Annotated in this window: 19 protein-coding genes, 1 rRNA gene and 3 pseudogenes; 12 read left to right on the forward strand and 11 right to left on the reverse strand. The window is 41.1% G+C overall.

Going from position 1 to position 22,261, the window contains the following annotated elements; all coding sequences use genetic code 11:
* A 5S ribosomal RNA gene (rrf, locus tag EV693_RS01295) occupies nucleotides 1–88 on the forward strand; the annotation flags it as partial.
* Between the two features lie 229 nt (nucleotides 89–317).
* Here the strand turns inward: rrf and EV693_RS01300 are convergent.
* Nucleotides 318–807: pseudogene (locus EV693_RS01300) on the reverse strand (glycerophosphodiester phosphodiesterase family protein); the annotation flags it as partial.
* A 277-nt stretch (nucleotides 808–1,084) separates the two neighbouring features.
* Between EV693_RS01300 and EV693_RS09580 the strand changes: the two are divergent.
* From EV693_RS09580 to hslU, 4 genes and pseudogenes are all read left to right on the forward strand, one after another.
* Nucleotides 1,085–1,489: pseudogene (locus EV693_RS09580) on the forward strand (anaerobic glycerol-3-phosphate dehydrogenase subunit A); the annotation flags it as partial.
* Between the two features lie 282 nt (nucleotides 1,490–1,771).
* Nucleotides 1,772–2,893: pseudogene (glpC, locus tag EV693_RS01305) on the forward strand (anaerobic glycerol-3-phosphate dehydrogenase subunit GlpC); the annotation flags it as partial.
* 131 nt (nucleotides 2,894–3,024) lie between these two features.
* Nucleotides 3,025–3,546 carry an ATP-dependent protease subunit HslV gene (gene hslV, locus EV693_RS01310; RefSeq protein WP_132500606.1) on the forward strand — a complete coding sequence of 174 codons (522 nt, stop codon included), beginning with the start codon at nucleotides 3,025–3,027 and terminating at the stop codon, nucleotides 3,544–3,546.
* A gap of 101 nt (nucleotides 3,547–3,647) precedes the next feature.
* Nucleotides 3,648–4,970 (forward strand): HslU--HslV peptidase ATPase subunit, encoded by a 1,323-nt coding sequence (gene hslU, locus EV693_RS01315; protein WP_132500607.1) that lies wholly within the window; start codon nucleotides 3,648–3,650, stop codon nucleotides 4,968–4,970.
* 133 nt (nucleotides 4,971–5,103) lie between these two features.
* Here the strand turns inward: hslU and dprA are convergent, their stop codons facing one another.
* Nucleotides 5,104–6,243 (reverse strand): DNA-processing protein DprA, encoded by a 1,140-nt coding sequence (dprA, locus tag EV693_RS01320; protein ID WP_132500608.1) that lies wholly within the window; start codon nucleotides 6,241–6,243, stop codon nucleotides 5,104–5,106.
* Between the two features lie 94 nt (nucleotides 6,244–6,337).
* Here dprA and def point away from each other — a divergent pair, with 94 nt between their 5' ends.
* Entirely contained in the window at nucleotides 6,338–6,850 is a 513-nt protein-coding gene (gene def, locus EV693_RS01325; RefSeq protein ID WP_132500609.1) for a peptide deformylase, read from the forward strand.
* 76 nt (nucleotides 6,851–6,926) lie between these two features.
* Nucleotides 6,927–7,853, forward strand: a complete 927-nt coding sequence (gene rfaD / locus EV693_RS01330; RefSeq protein ID WP_132500610.1) for an ADP-glyceromanno-heptose 6-epimerase — start codon at nucleotides 6,927–6,929, stop codon at nucleotides 7,851–7,853.
* Nucleotides 7,854–8,081: 228 nt separating this feature from the next.
* On the opposite strand, the gene yidD is transcribed toward rfaD, so the two are convergent.
* The 5 genes from yidD to EV693_RS01355 all read right to left on the reverse strand — a co-directional run bounded on the left by yidD (nucleotide 8,082) and on the right by EV693_RS01355 (nucleotide 12,976).
* Nucleotides 8,082–8,408: a membrane protein insertion efficiency factor YidD gene (yidD, locus tag EV693_RS01335; protein WP_132500611.1), complete on the reverse strand. Its 327-nt coding sequence runs from the start codon at nucleotides 8,406–8,408 to the stop codon at nucleotides 8,082–8,084.
* Entirely contained in the window at nucleotides 8,357–8,731 is a 375-nt protein-coding gene (rnpA, locus tag EV693_RS01340; protein WP_132500612.1) for a ribonuclease P protein component, read from the reverse strand. Before rnpA ends, yidD begins: the two co-directional genes overlap by 52 nt.
* An 82-nt stretch (nucleotides 8,732–8,813) precedes the next feature.
* Entirely contained in the window at nucleotides 8,814–8,948 is a 135-nt protein-coding gene (gene rpmH / locus EV693_RS01345; RefSeq protein ID WP_005599701.1) for a 50S ribosomal protein L34, read from the reverse strand.
* Between the two features lie 139 nt (nucleotides 8,949–9,087).
* Entirely contained in the window at nucleotides 9,088–11,565 is a 2,478-nt protein-coding gene (locus EV693_RS01350) for a class I adenylate cyclase (protein WP_132500613.1), read from the reverse strand.
* Between the two features lie 205 nt (nucleotides 11,566–11,770).
* On the reverse strand, nucleotides 11,771–12,976 hold the full coding sequence (locus EV693_RS01355) for a ribosomal protein uL16 3-hydroxylase (protein WP_132500614.1): 1,206 nt from the start codon (nucleotides 12,974–12,976) through the stop codon (nucleotides 11,771–11,773).
* A gap of 183 nt (nucleotides 12,977–13,159) precedes the next feature.
* Here EV693_RS01355 and glyQ point away from each other — a divergent pair, with 183 nt between their 5' ends.
* The 4 genes from glyQ to xerC all read left to right on the forward strand — a co-directional run bounded on the left by glyQ (nucleotide 13,160) and on the right by xerC (nucleotide 17,654).
* Nucleotides 13,160–14,065, forward strand: a complete 906-nt coding sequence (gene glyQ / locus EV693_RS01360) for a glycine--tRNA ligase subunit alpha (protein ID WP_132500615.1) — start codon at nucleotides 13,160–13,162, stop codon at nucleotides 14,063–14,065.
* Between the two features lie 237 nt (nucleotides 14,066–14,302).
* The gene (glyS, locus tag EV693_RS01365) at nucleotides 14,303–16,387 is read left to right on the forward strand and encodes a glycine--tRNA ligase subunit beta (protein ID WP_132500616.1); all 2,085 of its coding nucleotides are present in this window, start codon (nucleotides 14,303–14,305) and stop codon (nucleotides 16,385–16,387) included.
* Between the two features lie 71 nt (nucleotides 16,388–16,458).
* The gene (locus EV693_RS01370; protein WP_132500617.1) at nucleotides 16,459–16,749 is read left to right on the forward strand and encodes a DUF5377 family protein; all 291 of its coding nucleotides are present in this window, start codon (nucleotides 16,459–16,461) and stop codon (nucleotides 16,747–16,749) included.
* A complete protein-coding gene (xerC, locus tag EV693_RS01375; RefSeq protein ID WP_132500618.1) occupies nucleotides 16,749–17,654 on the forward strand; it encodes a tyrosine recombinase XerC in 906 nt (301 codons plus the stop codon). The genes EV693_RS01370 and xerC overlap by 1 nt, the downstream gene beginning before the upstream one ends.
* Nucleotides 17,655–17,682: 28 nt before the next feature.
* Here xerC and EV693_RS01380 read toward each other — a convergent pair whose 3' ends face one another.
* The 4 genes from EV693_RS01380 to menB all read right to left on the reverse strand — a co-directional run bounded on the left by EV693_RS01380 (nucleotide 17,683) and on the right by menB (nucleotide 21,370).
* Nucleotides 17,683–18,681, reverse strand: coding sequence for a DNA polymerase III subunit delta' (locus tag EV693_RS01380; RefSeq protein ID WP_132500619.1), 999 nt, complete (start codon nucleotides 18,679–18,681; stop codon nucleotides 17,683–17,685).
* A 1-nt stretch (nucleotide 18,682) separates the two neighbouring features.
* A complete protein-coding gene (gene tmk / locus EV693_RS01385; RefSeq protein ID WP_132500620.1) occupies nucleotides 18,683–19,309 on the reverse strand; it encodes a dTMP kinase in 627 nt (208 codons plus the stop codon).
* A gap of 88 nt (nucleotides 19,310–19,397) precedes the next feature.
* Nucleotides 19,398–20,447: an endolytic transglycosylase MltG gene (gene mltG, locus EV693_RS01390; protein ID WP_132500621.1), complete on the reverse strand. Its 1,050-nt coding sequence runs from the start codon at nucleotides 20,445–20,447 to the stop codon at nucleotides 19,398–19,400.
* A 65-nt stretch (nucleotides 20,448–20,512) separates the two neighbouring features.
* Complete coding sequence (menB, locus tag EV693_RS01395) at nucleotides 20,513–21,370, reverse strand: 1,4-dihydroxy-2-naphthoyl-CoA synthase (RefSeq protein WP_132500622.1); 858 nt, start codon at nucleotides 21,368–21,370, stop codon at nucleotides 20,513–20,515.
* A 179-nt stretch (nucleotides 21,371–21,549) separates the two neighbouring features.
* On the opposite strand from menB, the gene bamJ reads away from it, so the two are divergent.
* Nucleotides 21,550–22,179 (forward strand): BamJ family beta-barrel-assembly machinery protein, encoded by a 630-nt coding sequence (gene bamJ / locus EV693_RS01400; protein WP_132500623.1) that lies wholly within the window; start codon nucleotides 21,550–21,552, stop codon nucleotides 22,177–22,179.
* The last annotated feature ends 82 nt before the right edge of the window (nucleotides 22,180–22,261 follow it).

Here is a 22,261-nt window from a genome sequence, read left to right on the forward strand (position 1 = left end):
CTGAATCCATTCCGAACTCAGAAGTAAAACGCAGTAACGCCGATGGTAGTGTGGGGGCTCCCCATGTGAGAGTAGGTCATCGCCAGAGCTTTATTTAAATAAACTGAATTCAAATAAACTAATTCAAGTAAACTAAAGCAACTAAACCCCTGAGAGGAATCTCGGGGGTTTTTTTATACTCTATTACCTTTCTTAGCCTCTCTCATTTATTACATCATTCTTTTATTTCAATCTCATACAATTTAAATGAAATTCGTTTTGAGGAAATAAAGCTGGTCAGTTTTGCAAGTTTTTTTGCAGTATGAACCGCTACTTTCCTATTTACCTAGATATGTTACTCCAGTATCGGGAAAATCAGTAAAAACACCAGTTGTTACAGCGTTGAATAATGCTTCATACATTTGATTAACCTCACTAAAAAATGTAGGTAGAGCATCTTGGCGAACCGTGTATGGGGGAATGACTAAGGCGTATTTTACTACTTCTGTCATTGCACCGTCTTTAAATAGCCAGTCATAGTTGTAATTGACCCTGTTTCCTTGTGTATCTTTTTCTTCTGTTTTGTGCCAATCGGTGTATACGATGAGATGAGTTGAACTAATTTTAAGTCCATTTTGAGCTTCGGTAATAATTCAGTTTTGATTCTTTTTAGTTCTTTAAAATTAAAGGTTTGCAAATAAACAGAATCGGATTTTTCATCATAACCATATTTTTTCAACGACTTTAATGTTTCTAAAGCAATATCTTTGCCTTCTTTATAGTATAGCCAATGTACTTTTTGGGGTAGATCCCTATTTTCTTGCCTGTAATAGCAACCTCCTAGCTATATCTTTTTGTTGGTAATCTCTTTCTCATCAAGGTTATGACCTGTTCTGTTTTCATAATAAACCCTCTTTTAGTGATGTTTATTTTCTCTTTTACCCTTTTCTATACTCCATGTTTATTCAATGTAAAGTTTTTTATGGTTTTTGATTGAAAACACACAATTTTATGGAATGGGGAAATAACGGAGTAGATTGATAATTTGGGGCTGAAAGAATTAGGTGGCATAGATAGAGGGGGCTAATATGACTGGAGGGGGGAGATGGCAAGTCGAATAAGGTTGTACAAAAATGTCGCAGAGAGTTCCCCAATCGCCAGCGATGTAATTAATTATGGGTGGTGAGATGGGAGCGGGAATTACCAGAGATTGTGAGTTGCGTAGACTTTTTTACGTGTTACTTAAATGGCGAGATATTGCGACAGGAATACAGGGAGAAATCACGGTTTGTTGCACAGTGGTGTGGTTATGCAGTGAATGATGCATAATCCGCTTGAGAGTGTATTGAGGAAAATGCGATTTTAAAAAATATTGCTCGTCATTGCATTGAAGATACTAAGAAGTTGTTTATTACGCTGCGCGAAAACGATCTTGCTTATTAATCAAGCCCGTATTCAGGCAGGTATAGAGGCAGTAGTAATAGAACATGCTCTTGCTGAACGGCTGCAAATATGCGGGATGTGACGGATTTGGGTTGCAAAAAATTACACAAAACAGATCACTGTACTATTGCAGAATGCCCATTACTAGGGATATCAGAAGGCGTAGAAGAGATGCCAAAAAATAATTTCGTTGCTAAATACAATTCGTCGTTCAGTCGTCTATCGGTAAGGTTTACGAGCCACTCGTTTGTTGAACAACTGTACGTTTTTCTCAGCCTCAACCATATCAATCCGTAGGGGGTGCAATTAACGAGTATTGTCAAGTACGAAAAAAAGCGGTACGCTCGACCCAAAACAAGCAGGACCTGACGGTGAGCGTTTACGTTTAAAAAGTGCGGAATTTTATGATGAGACTTTAAAATATTGTACAAACTGTAAACGCTGTGAGATTGCTTGCCCATCAAATGTGAAAATTGGCGATATTATCGTGCGAGCGAGAAATTCGCATTTAGCTCAACAGAATAAACCACTGACACACAAGTTGCGTGATGCGATTTTAAGCAATACGGATTTTATGGGAAAACTGAACACGCCATTCGCCCCAATTGTTAATCAGATCACAAGCCTAAAAACTACTCGTTTTCTATTAGAAAAAACGCTCAATGTGAGCCAACATCGTTCGTTGCCCAAATATTCATTTGGATCATTTCGCAGTTGGTATCTCAAAAAAGAGGCACAACGGCAATCAGTTTTTACGAAAAAAGTCGCTTACTATCACGGCTGTTATGTCAATTATAACAATCCACAACTCGGCAAAGAGTTGATTGATGTGTTTAACGCTCTTGATATTGGTGTGGTATTGCTTGAAAAAGAGAAATGCTGTGGACTGCCGTTGGCGGTTAATGGTTTTCCAAAGCGAGCTAAAGCGTTAGCGGCATTTAATTTGCAGCAACTGGATAAGACTATTGAGCAAAAACTGGACGTGGTAGGGACTTCTTCAAGTTGTACGATGAACTTGCGTGATGAATACCATCACGTTTTGGGTATGGATAACGCAAAAGTTCGTCCACACATTAATATCGTTACTCGTTATCTCTATCAATTGCAAAAAAATGGACAAAAATTACCGCTTAAATCAATGCCTCTGAAAGTGGCTTATCATACCGCTTGTCACGTTGATAAAGCAGGTTGGGCTCCTTATACGTTGGAGGTGTTAAAACAAATTCCTGATCTAGAGATTGTGATGTTGCCAAGCCAATGCTGTGGGATTGCGGACACATATGGTTTTAAAGCCGAAAATTACCAGACTTCTCAAACGATTGGTAAAAATTTGTTCACCTATATCAATGAGGGGGGATTTGATTATGTGGCTTCAGAATGTGAAACCTGTAAATGGCAGATTGATATGTCCATCCGTCTCACTTGTTTTCACCCCATTACGCTATTGGCGGTAGTGTTAAAGGGTAAATAGGAAAATGTGATATCAGGTTGTACCCACCCCTAGCCCCTCTTTGAAAAAGAGGGGAATTTTTTGTCGCTTGTACTTGAAAAAATGTATTTCTTCCCCCAAATACCCCTTGTTTTTTTAACTAGGAATGAAAAATGACAACGATTGTATGTGTTCGTAAAAATGGCAAAGTGGCGATAGGCGGTGATGGGCAAGCGACATTGGGTTCGTGTGTTGAAAAAGGTACAGTGCGTAAAGTTCGCCGTTTGTATCAAGATAAAGTAGTTACAGGTTTCGCAGGCTCGACTGCCGATGCGTTTATTTTGCGTGATCTGTTTGAGAAAAAACTTGAACTGCATCAAGGGCATTTAGTGAGAGCTGCTGTGGAATTAGCGAAAGAGTGGCGGACAGAGCGTTCGCTTCGCCGTTTAGAAGCAATGATGATCGTGGCGAATGAAAGTGAGTTTTTACTCGTCTCAGGTTCTGGCGATGTGATTGAGCCTGAATTTGATGTATTAGCGATTGGTTCTGGTGGGAATTATGCAAAATCAGCGGCATTAGCTTTACTTCGCACGGAGAATGATTTGTCTGCAAAAGAAATTGTCTCGGAAGCGTTGAAAATTGCAGGTGATATTGATATTTACACTAATCATAATCACGTTATCGAAGAAGTATAATTGTATCACGACAATAAAATGGTAGGGACGCAGTGCCTGAGTTCGTGGACACGCAGTGTGTTCCTACGAATGTCGTGATTTATCATTAAGGAATAAAAAATATGTCAATGACCCCTCGTGAAATTGTATCGGAATTAGATGCACATATTATCGGACAAAATGAAGCCAAACGTGCTGTGGCGATTGCCCTGCGTAATCGCTGGCGGAGAATGCAACTGCCTGAATCTCTTCGTCAGGAGGTTACCCCTAAAAATATTCTAATGATTGGACCGACTGGGGTAGGAAAAACGGAGATTGCTCGCCGTTTAGCTAAATTAGCTAATGCCCCTTTTATTAAAGTTGAAGCCACGAAATTCACTGAAGTGGGTTATGTGGGTAAAGAGGTGGATTCGATCATTAAGGATTTGACTGATGTGGCGGTGAAACTTGTAAAATCTGAAGCAGTTGAAAAAAACCGAATGAAAGCACAAGATGCGGCAGAAGATCGTATTTTAGATGTGTTGTTACCGCCTGCTAAAGATCAATGGGGTAATGTACAAGAGAATGAAAGTTCTACCACTCGTCAAACTTTCCGTAAGAAATTGAGAGAGGGGCAGCTTGATGATAAAGAAATTGAGATTGATGTAGAAGCACAGGTGAGTGTTGAAATTATGGCTCCACCAGGTATGGAGGAGATGACCTCACAGCTACAGTCGTTGTTTGAGGGTATGTCGCCAAATAAAACGAAAAAACGCAAAATGAAAATTAAAGATGCGTTAAAGGTGATGTTAGATGAAGAAGCGGCAAAATTAGTCAATCCAGAAGAATTGAAACAGCAAGCTATAGAAGCTGTCGAGCAGCACGGCATTGTATTTGTTGATGAAATTGACAAAATTTGTAAGAAAAGTGAACATTCTGGTGGTGATGTTTCTCGTGAAGGGGTACAGCGTGATTTATTACCGATTATTGAGGGGGCAACAGTGAATACGAAGCACGGAATGGTGAAAACCGACCATATTTTGTTTATTTGTTCTGGAGCATTTCAAGTAGCTCGTCCATCGGATTTATTACCTGAATTACAAGGTCGTTTGCCAATTCGTGTGGAGTTGAAGTCGCTTACAAAAGCAGATTTTGAGCGTATTCTAACCGAACCAAATGCTTCTTTGACATTACAATACCGTGAATTAATGAAAACTGAAGGGGTGGAAATTGAGTTTACGCCAAATGGGATCAGCAAAATTGCGGAATCCGCCTTCCGTGTTAATGAGAAAACGGAGAACATTGGTGCAAGACGTTTGCATACTGTACTAGAACGTTTAATGGACGGTATTTCTTTTGATGCAAACGAGCGTGCAGGCGAGAAAATTGTGATTGATGAAAAATATGTTGCTGAAGCTTTAAATGATGTAGTGGAAAATGAAGATTTAAGTCGGTTTATTCTTTAGTCTCTGTACATTATTTATATTCTTTCATTTATCTATATTTTTTTAGTCTTATTAAGCACGCTGTTAGGTGTGCTTTTTTATCAAGGTGATGAAATTTTGCACATATGTGCTGCCCATAATGAATACCTTCACATTAAGCCTCTCTTACATAGCCCCCGCTCACTTGTTTTATGATACCCATTAATTCTAAATTAAGCAGTTCAATCAGCACATTATCAATTTCAAGTTGGCAGATTTTAGCAAGATCATCAATGGCGATGGGGTCAACAGTGATTTGATTGTATAACGCTTGCTGACAAGCGGTGAGTTCTAGTTGCATTTTTGCAAATTTTGGTGAGGATTTGACCGCTTGTGGAGTGTTGGGGAATGGCGTTTGGTCAAAAAAAGAGGCTTGATGAGTTGGCTGTTGTTGGAAAGCGATTGCATTGAGGATATCGTCAATAGATTCAACTAATACAGCTCCTTCTTTGATCAGTTTATGGCAGCCTTGGCTATAGGGATTCTGAACGGCATTAGGCAGTGCAAATACTTCACGCCCTTGCTCAAGAGCATAGCGAGCGGTAATCAGTGAGCCGCTATTGATAGTAGCTTCAATGACCAGTGTGCCGAGAGAAAGCCCGCTAATAATGCGATTACGGCGAGGGAAATTTTCTGCCATTGGTGGTGTGTTAGGTAAAAACTCGGACACAATCGCACCGCCTGTTTCAAGGATCTGGTTTGCTAGCTTGGTATGTCGAGCGGGGTAGATTTGGTTTAAGCCACAACCCAGCACAGCAACAGTGATGCCATTTTCTTCTACGACCCTCTGATGACAGAATCCATCAATGCCTATTGCTAAGCCACTCGTTACTGCAAATTGGCTTTTGACAAGTTCTGTGGCAAAAAATTTTGCCCAATATTCGCCATAATGGGAGTATTCTCTGCTGCCAATGATCGCAATTTGCGGTTTTGACAGAGCGTTTACCTCGCCTTTTACAAATAAAATTGGCGGAGCGGTACTAATTTGTTGAAGCAAAAAGGGATAGTTTGGATCAAATAAGCTAATCAATTGATTACCTTTTTGTTCAGCCCAATTGAGTGCAGGTTCAATCCAACGCATTTCAGGCTGAAACCAATGTTGAATTTGTTTCTCATTCCAACCTATTTGGCGTAGTTGTGTTTTGTCATAATGACAGAATGTTGCAAAATCAACTTCAGCCAGCAATCGTCCTATTCGTTGAGGACCTAATTGTGGGATTTGCATTAATTTGAGTAATTCAACTGAATAATTCATCGACTTTCTGGCTAAATTTTAATTTCACTAATCGTAATAAAACGTATAGAATAACCAACCCTTTCTTTGTAATTTTTCGATCGAGATCACAAAAATGGCAGTTTTAGAGGTTGTTATTTATCCAGATGAAACCCTTGCGACAGTATGTGAGCCTGTGGCAGTGGTAGATGAGCAATTAGCAAAATTTATTGATGATATGTTTGACACAATGTACCACCACGAGGGAATTGGGTTAGCCGCCCCTCAAGTGGCAGTATTAAAGCGAGTTATTGTAATTGATATTGAAGGCGATAAAACAAACCAAATCGTGTTAATTAATCCTGAAATAATAGAAAGTTCGGGAGAAACTGGCATTGAGGAAGGTTGTTTATCTATCCCTGGTTGTCGTGCATTAGTGCCCCGCAAGGAAAAAGTCAAAGTGGTTGCATTAGACCGATATGGAAAGCCTTTTGAGTTAGAGGCTGATGGCTTATTAGCTATCTGTATTCAGCATGAAATTGATCATATTAATGGTATCCTGTTTGTTGATCATATTTCTGCCCTTAAGCGTCAGCGTTTTCGAGATAAAATGGTGAAACTGAAAAAACAACTAAAAAAAGATAAATAAGTTAGGGAATAGCAGGGGTGGGAAAAGAAACGTGTAAGCGGTGTAATTTGAGCGTTTTTGCAATTGAGGATAGATTATGATTATTGTAACAGGTGGTGCAGGTTTTATTGGTAGCAACATTGTGAAAGCACTCAACGGTGTAGGCAGACGAGATATTTTAGTGGTTGATAACCTCAAAAATGGTGAAAAATTCATTAATTTGGTTGAGCTTGATATTGCAGATTACTGCGATAAAGAAGATTTTATTGCATCAATTATTGCTGGAGATGACTTTGGAGCGATTGATGCAGTTTTTCATCAAGGGGCTTGCTCTGCAACGACAGAATGGGACGGTAAATATTTAATGCAAAATAACTATGAATATTCCAAAGAGTTGTTGCATTTCTGTTTAGATCATCAAATTCCTTTCTTTTATGCCTCTTCGGCAGCAACCTATGGTGGACGGACGGAGAATTTTATTGAGAAACGTGAATTTGAAAAACCGCTTAATGTGTATGGCTATTCAAAATTTTTGTTTGATGAATATGTCCGTCAAATATTGCCAGAGGCAAACTCGTCTGTTTGTGGTTTTAAATATTTTAATGTTTATGGACCAAGAGAGCAGCACAAAGGCTCAATGGCAAGTGTTGCTTTCCACCTCAATACTCAAATGAAAAATGGCGAAAATCCAAAATTATTTGAAGGATCAGAATCGTTTTTGCGTGATTTTATCTATGTGGAAGATGTGGCCAAAGTCAATATTTGGGCGTGGCAAAATAGCGTGTCAGGGATTTTTAATTTAGGGACAGGCAGAGCAGAATCCTTTCAAGCTGTTGCACAAGCGGTGATTGATTTTTATGGCAAAGGCGAGATTGAACTCATTCCATTTCCGCCACACCTCAAATCTCGCTATCAGACATTTACTCAAGCTGATTTAACAAACTTAAGAGCAGCAGGTTATCAGAGCGAATTTAAAACGGTAGCAGAAGGCACACAGGCTTATATGCAATGGCTAAATAGTTGATTCAGATTTATTTATTGCGATCGTAGGGACACGATGCTTCGTTTCCGTAATATGGCACCCACAAGCGGTTAAATTTCAACAAATTTTTGCAAATTAAAAACGGACTCCAAGCGTGGCGTCCCTACTGTTGGTTTTGTGGGGGATTTGTAAAGCAGGCTTCAGTATTGTAGGAGCGAATTGCATTCGCCTTATTGGGAGGAGTATAAAGATGGATTTTTACAGGTATTTTTATTGAGAATGATCCTGATGATCACATTTGGGCGGAACAGGGTCATCTCCACCTTGGCTAAGAGGGTGGCAGCGTAAAATCCGTTTGAGTGTCAGCCAGCTTCCTTTAAATGCACCGTGCAATCTGATAGCTTCTAATCCATATTGAGAGCAGGTCGGATAAAAACGGCAACGAGGTGCTAGAAATGGGCTGATACAATAGCGGTAAAAATGAATGAGAGCAAGGAAGAGATAACCTAGCAGGGAAACCGTAGTTTGAGGCTGGCGAGCTGATGTTATGTGGTTTGTGTGTTTTTTTGTTTGGCGAGACGAATGTGGCGTTGCCATAATTTCTCCAAAGTTTCAAACAGTTCTTGGTTAGTGAGTTTTCCGATTCCTCCTTTGGCAACAAAAACAAAATCGTGGTGAGGTAATTGATGTTGCTTTAAGCGAAAACTTTCTCGCACAATGCGTTTAATGCGATTACGGTCGTGAGCTCGTTTTAGATGTTTCTTCGCTACAGTTAAACCTAAGCGGGGATTCTCAAGGGAAGTTGGGATTGATAAGAGGGTTAGTTGAGGGGTACTTGCACGATCAGGTTGTGCAAAAACAGCCTTAAATTGAGTAGGAGCTAACAAACGTAGCTCCCTAGGAAAAGTTAGCTTATTCACACTATTTTCTTAGATGGAATGACTATATCCTTAGCTCATTTTACGTAGTTAAAGTATTAGACTAAGGCTAGTTCATCTATGCTTATGCAGATAAGCTTTTGCGTCCTTTAGCACGGCGACGTGCCAAAACTTGACGACCGTTCTTAGTTGCCATACGAGCACGGAAGCCGTGTGTACGAGCACGTTTTAATACTGATGGTTGAAATGTACGTTTCATTGTTATCTACCTAAAAAATAATGTTGGCAAAGACCAAATAAAAATATGAAAAACAGAGCCGAAATTCTACTGGTAAAGTGATCAAAGATCAAGATAAATCACAAACTTTCGTGGAATTGTTCATAATTAATGTGAGTATTTATAACTGAGTGAGGTACTCTCGGTGTTGTCTACTCTGAAAAGGTACAATGAGGATCTCATTTTTTTGATTAAGTAACTGATAAAACTGTGGAAAATTGAAATTATCTGAATAGTCACTTTGCTCTAGGTTAATGCTATCAGCGTAGGCAAGAGTGATTTGTTTGATTCTTTCAACTTTTTGTCCAGCACAGTTAAAGTAGCTTTCCAGTTGGTTTTTTTTATCAAGAATATAGACATTAAAGCTCTTATCAGCGTTGTCTTCAAAGAAAAATTGTAGAAAGCCTTCACTAGCGAAATTGTAAATTTCTTTTGGCGGCTTCAGTGCTGTAGCTGTTGTCATATTTGGGGGAAGGGTCATTGAACAAGATGATGGATTAAATAGCATTTGCCACGAATTTCCCTCAAGGCGAATGAGGTAAGGCTGTTTTTCATATAGCGTGCCGAGTTGAACCGAAATGCAGCGATTTACTAGCTCTTCCACAGATTTTTTGATCGTTTTGCTAAATTGACGGCTGTAGCAGAATACATTAACTGATTGAGGGGGGGCGGAGTTGCGATAAATTTTGTTTGAGATAAATTTTAGCATTTTTAATAATGCATCATTGCCCTCAAGATGTTGGGTAATGACTTCGTTCCACATATTGCGGTAAATTAGACTGATGCTGCCGATGATTGGATAGTCTGATGTACTTAGATTGAGTAAATTGATTGCTGAAAATTCGGTACGAGCTGGGATTTCAATTGTAGGATCGCAGGTTAAATTAACCGCAAGAATGAGATTGCGGATCTCGTTTGGGTGATAAAAATCCATATAGTCCATTGTTGGAGCTTTAATCGGAAACGAGTTGCGTAAATCGGTAATAAATTGACGAAGTTTACTTAAGTTTACACATTGACTTACAATATGTAATTGGGTTTCAGCAGTGATGAGACCATTGAAATACGCCCAAGCAACGAGTTTATTTAAGCTTTTTTGATGCTGTACATAGCGTTTAGCCGGATCATAAGGCATTGATGGAGCATTATTGACTAAATACCAACCAGCCTTAGCGGAACCAGTATCAATAACCTCAATAAAAGTAACCTCATCTTCTGCGAGGTTTTGACCTATTTTATCGTTAATTAAGGTAATTTTCCCTGGTAGCACCTCAAAAACGGAATAGAGTTTACGAGCTAGAATATCTGTATCTTGTGGCATAATGCTGGGATCAATTTGGTATTTACGAGCAAAACGAATGAGGTTTCGGTAACTTTGTAATAATTGCTCAATTAACATTTTTTGATGTCGCATTGCTTGTTTAATTTTCCACTGGCTACGCATTTCCAGTAGCTGAATATCGTTTTCTTGCCAGTGCCAAGTGTAGGCTAATGCACGCAATTTTTGTCGTTTGCGGGGATCGGTCTGTTGTTCAATTGCTTTGATGTAAAAACATTGACGCAAGCAGTCTAATCGAGCGAATTCTTTGCAATTTTCTAGGTAATGAGTAGCTTGCTCTAACATTGCTAAATAAGGATCGAAGAGGTTGGGATCGAAATTGCACGCTTGATCCTCAGAAAAGAGTTGTTTTTTTAATTGGCGTGAGATTAAGGTTGTATTTGGGTAGACCTCTGCATAGCTTTCTAGTAGCAAAATTTTGATAGCAGATTTATACGGATTTTCTATGCCTTTATAAAGCTGCCATAGCGTTGCACCAAAATATTCTCCAGCAGATAAGTTATTAAGATCTCCAAAATCAACCCATTCCTCTAAGCGAATAATATGTGCAGCAACGGCTTGATCAACTAAAACTTGGTAGGGGAGAGAGGTTTCAGGCAAATGCAGCCATAAAATAGGCTTACCCGCAAGACGTACGGCGGAACGATAGAACTCATCAAGCAAGAAGTAGTGCTGTGCTGAACCGCTGTGTTCCTCATTTAATTCACTCGTATATCGGTGGGTTTTAAACTCACTAGGGTTCATTAAATAAAGGTTGATTTCCACCCTAAGAGATTGCCCCCACTGCTGAATTTTTACGATTTTTTCTTTTAAAGCGGTCAGTTGAGCATCTGAAAACGGACGAGAGTAGCACAACCATATATCAAGATCTGAAAGTGAAGTCTGTGTAATTGAGCCAAAGCTCCCCATTGCATATAATCCATCAAAGGCAGTTGAATAATAGTAATGTGGTTCATCAAATAACGTAGCGAGGTAACTTGATTGATCTGCATTAGGTAAAAAATGCGCAATGCCGTGGGGAGCATTTGGTGTATAAGCGACTAATGCTGGGTGATTGTAGTGCAACAATATAGGCAAGAGAGAAAAGACCGTTTTAAATGACTCCGAACAATGGCTTAACGCTTGATAGATACGAGCTTGCTCAATTTTCGTAATTCGCCCTTTTGCAATCTCAATAGAATGGCTTAAATCAGCTATATCGTATGAATTATGTGAAGGTAATGAATGAGAATTTTGATAAATCGGTACACGCTTTTCCATATCTCTTCAAAAATGTGTTCTAAAAGGGCGTGTAATCTAACACGTTAAGAAGAAAGATGAAATGAAAACACAAAATCAATCGGTTAAAAACGTTATCATTTGTAAAATTTTTTCACTTCTTGACCGCTTGCAAAAGGACTATCAAATTAACACAGTTTTGTGGTAATCCTTATTGGTAACTTTCCCTTTTGGTTGGACGTGAGATTTATTCGCCTTCTTCTAAAGTAACCCAGCCACTGTCAAGCCAATCGCACAGACTATCTAGCAATAGTTCCAGCGTATCTTGATTTTTTGCTTTCGAAGCCAACTTATTCCACGAGATAGCATCGCCATTGGCAATACGAATGAGTAGATTGGCTTCAGGCTCGGTTAATTCATCAATCCATTCACCATTGACATAAACCTGCTGTGGCTGCTCGGTATAAAGCATTTTGACATTGGCATCTTGCTGAATCCAGCCACCTGATTCAAGCACTTGTTGTACTTCATCAGGGTAAAATTCCCCCTCTTCAAGCAATTGCACATAACGTCTCGTACTCACTGCCGTTGCAACACTATGAGTAAAAAGTGCATCAAATTGCTCAGAATGTTGCAGTAAATCAATCAGTTGCACCTTCAATTGTTTAACCATTTGCGGATCAAGCAGGGCGTTCGGTTGCATTTTAGGCGATAGCCGAAACGGCAAGGCAAACTGTGAATTTGGCAGTGTTTCGCTTTGATGTTCAAGGGTTTTACATAAGTTTTCGAGTAAATCCGCCGCATTAGGGAAACGCAAGCCAAATGAAAAAGTTAAACAATCATCTTGTGCTACACCGTAGTGGGACAAGCGAGATGGCACATACAATACATCACCAGGGGCTAATATTTCATCAAAAATTAACTCGCCCATATCATCAAAAATACGAATTGGTTGATTGGCTTTAAATTCTGTACTTGAATCGCACCATTTCCCAAGCTGCCAACGGCGATGACCATAGCCTTGTACAAGGAACACATCATATTCATCATAATGACGACCGACAGAGCCACCAGCAGGGGCATAAGAGATCATAATATCATCACGTTGCCATTGCGGAATATAGCCAAACGCTTGCCATAACGCTCCCAATTCAGGCGACCACTGTTCTAAGTTTTGTACCAACACCGACCATTGCTCAGGTAAGTCATTAAAATCTTCACAAGAAAGTGGGCTACGTTTTAGCGACCATTTCTCACCCTCTGGTTGTGAGTGAGTAGTAATTAAGCGAGCCGTTACTTCATCTTGCTGTGCCAGCTCAATAATATCTTCAGGCTCGAATAGTCCAATAATTTGAGGCAAGCCATTACGAATTAATAGCGGTCGTTTTTGCCAATAATTTTGCAAAAAATCTTCAGGCGTAATATTTTCTGGGAGACAAAATGGGATATTCATAGCAAGCTCCTTGCACTGGAAATGGTGAGTTTGGCATTATTCTAACGGATTTCCACATTCTAAGGGAATAAATCGTCATTTATCTTATTGATTTATTCCGCTATTTTGCAAAAAATTTACCGTCATTGACCGCTTACAAGCTATAATGAGCAAATTTTACAAAGTATTCTCTGGGAACAAAAAATGAGTACAACATTTAACGTAAAAACTTTCCAAGGTATGATTTTAGCCTTACAAGACTATTGGGCAAATGTGGGCTGTGCAATTGTGCAACCTTTTGATATGGAAGTCGGTGCAGGAACAAGTCACCCTATGACCGCACTTCGTGCCTTAGGTCCTGAACCAATGGCATTTGCTTATGTTCAGCCATCACGCCGCCCAACAGACGGTCGCTATGGTGAAAATCCTAACCGCTTGCAACATTATTACCAATTCCAAGTGGTGATTAAACCATCGCCAGATAACATTCAAGAACTCTACTTAGGCTCGCTTAAAATGCTTGGTTTCGATCCAACGCAGCACGATATCCGCTTTGTAGAAGATAACTGGGAAAACCCAACACTTGGTGCGTGGGGTCTAGGCTGGGAAGTATGGCTCAACGGTATGGAAGTTACCCAATTCACCTACTTCCAACAAGTAGGCGGTTTAGAATGTAAACCTGTTACAGGCGAAGTAACCTACGGCTTAGAGCGTTTGGCAATGTACATTCAAGGCGTGGACAGCGTGTACGATTTAGTTTGGGCAGATGGTCCGCTTGGCAAAACCACCTATGGCGATGTGTTTCACCAAAACGAAGTCGAACAATCAACCTACAACTTCGAATACGCAGACGTAGATTTCTTATTCGAAGCGTTCGAACAATACGAAAAAGAAGCAACCGAGTTATTAGCGTTAGAAAAACCGCTACCGTTACCAGCCTACGAACGCATTTTAAAAGCGGCACACAGCTTCAATATGCTAGATGCACGCAAAGCGATTTCAGTAACCGAACGCCAACGTTACATTTTACGAATCCGCACCTTAACCAAAGGCGTAGCAGAAGCCTATTATGCGAGCCGTGAGTCATTGGGTTTTCCAGGGTGTAAGTAAGGTTAAATCCCCCCTAACCCCTCTTTACTAAAGAGGGGGATCGGATCTCCAAAATGTTGAGATTTGTGTTCTTCATCAACAATAGAAATTTTAAAATGCGGATTAGTCCACAAAACTGAATTTCTGCACAAACCCAGTCCCCCTCTTTAGCAAAGAGGGGCTAGGGGGGATTTAGCAGAAATGAAAAATGAAGTGTGATATAGCATATTTACAAGACAATTTAAAAAGAGATAAACAATGACAACACAAAACTTCCTCGCCGAGATCGGCACTGAAGAGTTGCCACCGAAGGCACTCAAAAAATTAGCGACCGCATTTGCACAAAATGTAGAAAACGAATTAAACCAAGCAGGTTTATCATTCGAGAAAGTGGAATGGTTTGCTGCACCACGTCGTTTGGCGGTAAAGGTGTTGGGTTTGGCGACGGCTCAACCAAGCAAAGAAATTGAAAAACGTGGTCCTGCGGTGTCGGCGGCGTTTGACGCAGACGGCAAGCCAACTAAAGCGGCAGAAGGCTGGGCGAGAGGCTGTGGCATTACCGTGGATCAGGCAGAGCGTATCGCCACCGAGAAAGGCGAATGGTTAGTTCATCGTGCAGTGATTGAAGGTCAGCCGACTAAAAACTTATTGGCAGACATCATCAGCCGTGCGTTGGCGGGCTTGCCGATTCCAAAACCAATGCGTTGGGGCGACAAAACCGTGCAGTTTATCCGTCCTGTGCATACGGTAACGATGTTGCTTGGCGATGAATTGATCGCAGGCGAAATCCTTGGCGTAGCGAGTGGCACGACTATTCGTGGTCACCGTTTCCTTGGCGAACGTGAGTTCCAAATTTCACACGCAGACCAATACCCAGCATTGCTGAAAGAAAAAGGTATGGTCATTGCCGATTTCAACGAGCGTAAAGCGTTGATTCTTGCAAAATCGCAAGAAAAAGCGACCGCTCTCGGTGGTGTGGCGGACATTGAAGAAGACTTACTCGAAGAAGTAACCTCGCTGGTGGAATTTCCAAACGTTCTCACCGCAAAATTTGAAGAACGTTTCTTAGCAGTGCCTGCAGAAGCCTTAGTTTACACCATGAAAGGCGACCAAAAATACTTCCCAATCTATGCAAAAGGAGAAGGTGATAAAGACGGCAAATTATTACCGCACTTTATCTTTGTTTCGAATATCAACCCAGATGATCCAACAGCGATCATCGCAGGTAACGAAAAAGTGGTACGCCCACGTTTGAGTGATGCGGAATTTTTCTTCAATACTGATAAAAAACAGCGTTTAGAAGACTTATTACCACGTCTTGAAACAGTTTTATTCCAACAACAATTAGGTACATTATTGGATAAAACCAAACGTATTCAATCCCTTGCAGGCGAAATTGCCACCCAAATTGGCGCAGACAGAACCAAAGCGGAGCGTGCAGGCTTGCTTTCTAAATGTGATTTAATGACCAATATGGTATTCGAGTTTACCGACACGCAAGGCGTAATGGGTATGCACTACGCTCGCCACGATGGTGAAGATGAAGAGGTGGCAGTGGCGTTGAACGAACAATATATGCCACGTTTTGCAGGCGATGAATTGCCGAAATCGTTGGTGGCTTGCTCGGTGGCGTTGGCGGATAAATTCGACACGCTCACGGGGATTTTCGGTATCGGTCAAGCACCGAAAGGCAGTGCCGACCCATTTGCTCTACGTCGTGCGGCATTAGGCTCACTTCGTATTATCGTTGAGAAAAATTTACCACTTGATATTGAAAACCTTGTTCGCAAATCGGCAGCATTATTTAGCGATAAATTAACCAATGCGAATGTGGTTGCGGACGTGGTGGACTTTATGCTTGGTCGTTTCCGTGCGTGGTATCAAGATGAAGGCATTGCGGTGGACGTAATCCAAGCGGTATTAGCTCGCCGCCCAACCAAACCAGCAGATTTTGATGCTCGTGTGCGTGCAGTGTCGCATTTCCGTACCTTAGATTCAGCCCAAGCGTTAGCGGCAGCGAATAAACGTGTAAGCAACATCTTAGCGAAAGTAGAAGGCGAAATTTCATCAGAAATTCACTATTCGCTGTTAGTCGAGGTGGAAGAAAAAGCCCTTGCAGAACAAGTACTTGCACTGCAAGCCGAACTTGCTCCAGTCTTTGCCAGTGGGGAATACCAAGTCGCATTAGACCGCTTAGCGAGCTTGCGTGAAACAGTGGATAATTTCTTCGAAAAAGTGATGGTCAATGCAGAAGATGAAAGCCTTCGCCGTAACCGTCAGGCAATTTTGAATAATCTGCGTAACTTATTCTTACAAGTGGCGGATATTTCCGTTTTACAATAATTTTTCTTAAACTGACCGCTTACTACGAGCGGTCAATTTTTATCAGAAATTTGCAAACACAAGGAATAACGATGACAACCAAAATCGAACATTTATTCAGCAATCAATGGGACGTGCGTGTAAGCGATCCTGGCTTAGAGGGAGCTATCAGCCACTATTTTGAAACGGTCTCTCTAACCTTAGATGCCCATATTGATGATAATGGTACAAAGTATGAATTTACTCGAACTGTTGAGAAAAAAGTACAAACGCATTGTGTATTTAGTGAGATTGATGAGCTGTTTAAGTTTCTTGCTGAATATCTTGGACCTGTTGCATTAGGCAATATCGGCGTCAAAATTGGTAAATTAGGGCTGGCTTAATGAGCGAACTTTACGCCCAAACTGCTCCCTACTGGGATTTTTTGCGTATTGAAAAACAACTCAGCCCCCATACGCTGAGCAGTTATCAGCGTCAATTGCTTGCAGTCTGCCAGTTATTGAATGAAGTCTCGGTCAGTGATTGGGAAAACGTTGATACGCACGCTATTCGTTGGCTGCTATCTCAAAGCCATAAACAAGGTTTAAGTACCAAAAGTATTGGGCTACGCCTTGTAGCACTTCGTCAATTTTTGGCTTTTTTGGTTGAGCGAGGGACATTATCGGTCAATCCCGCTCTTGGCATAAAATCACCTAAAGTGGGTAAACGCCTACCTAAAAATGTTGATGCTGAACAAGTTGCACAATTGCTAAATTTTGATCCAAACCAACCGCTTGATGTGCGAGATAAAGCAATGATGGAATTGATGTATAGCTCTGGGTTACGCCTGTCCGAACTACAGCAGCTAGACTTAGGCGATATTGATTTTGCCTCAGGCGAAGTGCGAGTGTTGGGCAAAGGGAATAAAGAGCGTATTGTACCTGTCGGATCAAAGGCAATTATGGCGGTTCAAGCGTGGTTAAAGGAACGCTTAATGTTTCAACCTCAAGATAGTGCATTATTTATCAGCCAGCGAGGGAAACGAATTTCGCACCGCAGCATTCAACTTATAATGAAAAAATGGGGACAAAAGCAAGCGTTGGATAGCCACCTTTACCCCCATAAATTACGCCACTCTTTTGCAACCCATATGCTTGAGGGCAGTAGTGATCTCCGAGCTGTGCAGGAGTTGTTAGGACACAGCAGTCTTGCCACTACGCAAATTTATACGCATTTGGATTTTCAGCATCTTGCCAAAATTTATGATAACGCCCACCCAAGAGCAAAACGCAAAAAAGAGACGGAGTAATAGCTTGGCTAAGCTAGTAGGAAAAACTTCAATGATCATTGGTTGCAAATACGTCTAACGCCAACTTAGTGAGAGCATCTGCAAGCATTAGCTCTAGGTTAATAGCATTGACTTCACGGATAACTTGTTGAGTTTGAAGAATAATTTGATAACCTTTGAGCAATGATTGTACACTTAAGGCTTGGCTAAAGGGAAGAATACCATTGCGTAAATCAGGGTTTATCCAAGTCGATTGTACGGTCATTTTCGCTTTCAGAGCATCACTGAAAAAGTAACTAATCCAGTCTAATTGTCGCAATATGTCCTCTTTTTCTTTGCCAAACTCACTTAACAATAACCAAATGTCGTGGCTTTTGTAAAATCGCCAAAAATTTTGCAGAAAGCGTTTTCGCTGTGATAAGCGGTCAGTTTCCAAAAAATCTTTGCAAACAAGTGGACGCTGATGACATAGACGAAGAGCAATTTCAATATCGTCCAAAGTGAGTGCAGGACATTGCTCTTGTAGCCATTGATATACAATTGAAAAGCTAGGTGGCTGAACCAGCCAAGATTGGCAACGGCTTTGAATAGTTGCTAACAAGGGACTATTTAAGGGAGCTTCTAGCAGAAAATAGACATTATCGTGCGGTTCTTCCAATATCTTGAGTAGAGCATTGGCAGCTGCTTCTGTTAAGCGTTCAGCTGAGGCAATGTAGATCGCACTGTTGCCACCTTGCTGGGCAAATTGTTGTAATTTCGTATTCTGATCACGGATTTGATCGACTCCAATGTCTTTTCCTTCAATGGACTCAATGAAGTGAAAATCAGGGTGATTGCCACTTTGCATTAATAAGCAGCTTTTGCAAGTGCCACACGAAACAGCATCTTGTGGCGTATGGCATAATAACCTTGTGGCAAACTGTCGAATGAGAGTTGGCGTACCCAGTCCGCTCTCTGTTTTAAATAACAAAGCGTGGTGTCCGTGTCCTTGCTCAAAGGCAGAAACAAGCTGCTGGTAGATTGGCTCAAGCCAAGGGTAAAGTGCCATATTAGTTTGCAAAATTAAAGAAAGAAATCACCGCTTGTCGTATCTCTTCAGAGACCTGCTCCATCGATTGTGCGGCATTGATAATGACAGCTTTAGGGTGATGCTGACAGAGGGTTAAATAACGCTGGCGAGTTCGCTGGAAAAATGCAATGTGCTGCTGCTCTATGCGATCTAATTGCCCACGTCCTTTCGCTCGAGCTAGCCCCATTTCAGGATCGAGATCGAGATAAAGCGTCAAGTCTGGTTCAAACTCACCTAAAATAGCGTGGCTGATTTGTTCGACTAAGCCTACTAAACCTCTCCCTCCCCCTTGGTAAGCTAAACTTGACATATTATGCCTGTCGCCCACGACCCACTTTCCTGTGGTTAAGGCTGGCTCAATCACTGTTTCAAGTAGCTGGGTTCGAGCGGCAAACATCATCAGCAGCTCTGCCTTATCCGTGGTATGTTCGCCATCAACGCCTTGTTTCCATAAAGTGCGTAATGCCTCAGCAATCGGTGTGCCACCAGGTTCACGAGTTTGCACGATGTCCAGCCCCTGTTTTGTCAAAAGCTGGCTGACAACCTGCTGGGCATTCGATTTTCCTGCCCCTTCTAAACCTTCTATTGCAATAAATTTGCCACGCATTTGTTACTCTCTTATATTCTATTGTAAGTTATGGTTCATTTCTGAAAGCAGTTGCCAAATGGCAACACGGATTTCTGTCAATTTTACGCTATTTATTCAGGTTCTCACGTTGTTTTTTTCTTTCGAGCTGAATCCATTCTTGCACAGCTCGATTATGTTCAGCTAAAGTTCGACTAAATTTATGCCCTCCAGAACCATCAGCCACAAAATAGAGATAATCAGTGCTGTCTGGTTGAGCCACCGCTTCAAGTGAGGCACGGCTTGGCATAGCAATTGGGGTTGGGGGTAAGCCATCAATCACATAAGTATTATATGGCGTGGCTTCTAGCAGATCTTTTTTACGAATATTCCCCTTGTAATGCTCGCCCATACCATAAATAACTGTCGGATCAGTCTGTAGTTTCATCTTTAAATTGAGACGATTAATAAACACCGATGCCACTTTTGGGCGTTCAGAAGCCACAGCGGTTTCTTTCTCGACAATGGAAGCCAAAATTAACATTTCATAAGGGCTAGCGAGAGGCAAGTCGATTTTTCTTTGCTGCCAAATTTGGGATAGTGCCTGTTGCTGCTGCTGATAGGCTCGTTTGAGCAATGTAAGATCATTGCTATAAGGCACATAACTGTAAGTATCAGGGGCAAGCCAGCCTTCCAATTTTGTATGCGGAATCGCCAATAATTGTGCAATTTCTTGTTCAGATTTGTCCGCTAATGTCTGAGTTAAATAGGGTGTGTTTCGGAGTTGTTCACGCCAGTCCTTGAACGTTTTTCCTTCAATAAATTGTGCATTCAGTTGCACTTCTTTGCCGCTATTTAAATGAGCAAGCAGTTCACTAACAGTGTGAAGATTTTCCAGTGAGTAAACTCCTGCTTTGAATTTGCCTAATGAAGGCGAAAGGCGTAAAAAATATGGCAGCCAATGGGTTTCAGCTACAATATTTCTTTCTGCCAACAGTTGTGCCAATTTTTGGCTTGATGTGCCTTTTTCAATGACCAAAAAGGGCTTGGGCTGGCTCATTAAAAATTGAGGATTTAAAGGCTGATTAGCAAAATTGATAATTTTAACGTAGAAGAATCCCCCTACCCCTATAGCAATCACCAATAATAAACACAATGTAACAAAGATTTTTTTTAACATGCCAAATCAAATAAAAAATAGCGAGCAAATGCTGCTGTTAAACACGGTATTTGCTCGCTTAATGGTTATGGATTACGTTTAAACTTAGCAAAATTTGGCGGACGTTTTTCGTTGAACGCATTGCGTCCTTCTTGCCCTTCTTCTGTCATATAAAATAACATTGTCGCATTACCTGCCAATTCTTGTAGACCTGACTGACCATCACAATCGGCATTCAGTGCTGCTTTTAAGCAACGCAACGCAATTGGGCTGTTACGCAACATTTCACGACACCAACGCACCGTCTCTTTTTCCAAATCTGTATAAGGCACAACCGTATTGACTAAACCCATCTCTAACGCTTCTTTCGCATCGTATTGGCGGCATAAAAACCAAATTTCTCGAGCTTTTTTCTGTCCAACAATGCGAGCCATATAGCTTGCCCCCCAGCCGCCATCAAAAGACCCCACTTTTGGACCTGTTTGCCCAAAAATTGCGTTCTCAGCAGCAATGGTTAAATCGCAAATCATATGCAAAACGTGTCCACCGCCAATCGCATACCCTGCCACCATTGCCACAACAGGTTTCGGACAAGTCCGAATATCACGCTGAAAATCCAAGACGTTTAAGTGATGGACGCCACTGTCATCTTGATAACCACCATAATCACCACGCACTTTTTGATCACCCCCTGAACAGAACGCTTTTTCTCCCTGCCCTGTCAGCACAATCACGCCCACATTTTCATCAAAACGAGCATCAGAAAACGCTTGGATCATCTCTTTCACCGTTTGTGGGCGGAATGCATTTCTAACCTCAGGGCGATTAATTGTAATTTTAGCAATGCCATCGGTTGATTTATGATAAAGAATATCCGTGTAGCCTGTACTACAATCTTGCCATTCTACAGGGGCATAAAGCAGATCATCTTTTGCATTTTGCATTGTGTATTCCTTAATAAAGAATGAATAAAACGGAAAAACTCATAAAGTGGTGTGATTATACTCTAATTTGCAAAAATTTGGGCAAATCGCACCGCTTAGGGCTTGTAATCCGCTCATTTATCCCCATACTACGTCAAATCATTCCTCCAACCTGACAATTCAATTTATAAGGAAACACTATGTCATTAGATTTAAACACAATCTCGCTAGAAAGCGTTGAAGCACAGGGCGGCTACGGTATCGGTTTACAGATTGGTGAACAATTACTGTCCAGCGGTTTAGATATTGAGCCGAACGCAGTAGCAAAGGGACTGTTAGATGTATTAAATCAAAATCCGCCTGCATTAGATATTCAAGTAGTCAGTCAAGCATTACAAACCTTACAACAACGAGCAGAAACAGCTCAACGAGAAGCCTTTAAAGCACTTGAAACAGAAGGCAAGGCATTCTTAGCAGAAAACAAAAAACACCCTAATGTTGTAGAAACAGATAGTGGCTTACAATATGAAATTCTCACGCAAGGCACAGGCAAAGTTCCGACTAAAAGTGACAAAGTGCGAGTGCATTACACAGGTTCATTGATTGATGGCACAGTATTTGACAGCTCAGTAAAACGTGGCAATCCAGCAGAATTCCCTGTAACAGGCGTGATTGCAGGCTGGATCGAAGCATTGACGTTAATGCCTGTTGGCTCAAAATGGCGTTTAACTATTCCACACAACCTTGCCTATGGCGAACGTGGTGCTGGAGCCTCTATTCCGCCATTTAGCACACTGATTTTTGAAGTAGAATTGCTTGATATCGTATAATTTAGGGATAATCTAATTACTCTTTTTAACTTTCTATTTTTAGTACAAGCGGTTAGTTTTGCACAAATATTTGCAACTAACC

It is taken from the genome of Nicoletella semolina, from assembly GCF_004345745.1.
Taxonomy (GTDB): domain Bacteria; phylum Pseudomonadota; class Gammaproteobacteria; order Enterobacterales; family Pasteurellaceae; genus Nicoletella; species Nicoletella semolina.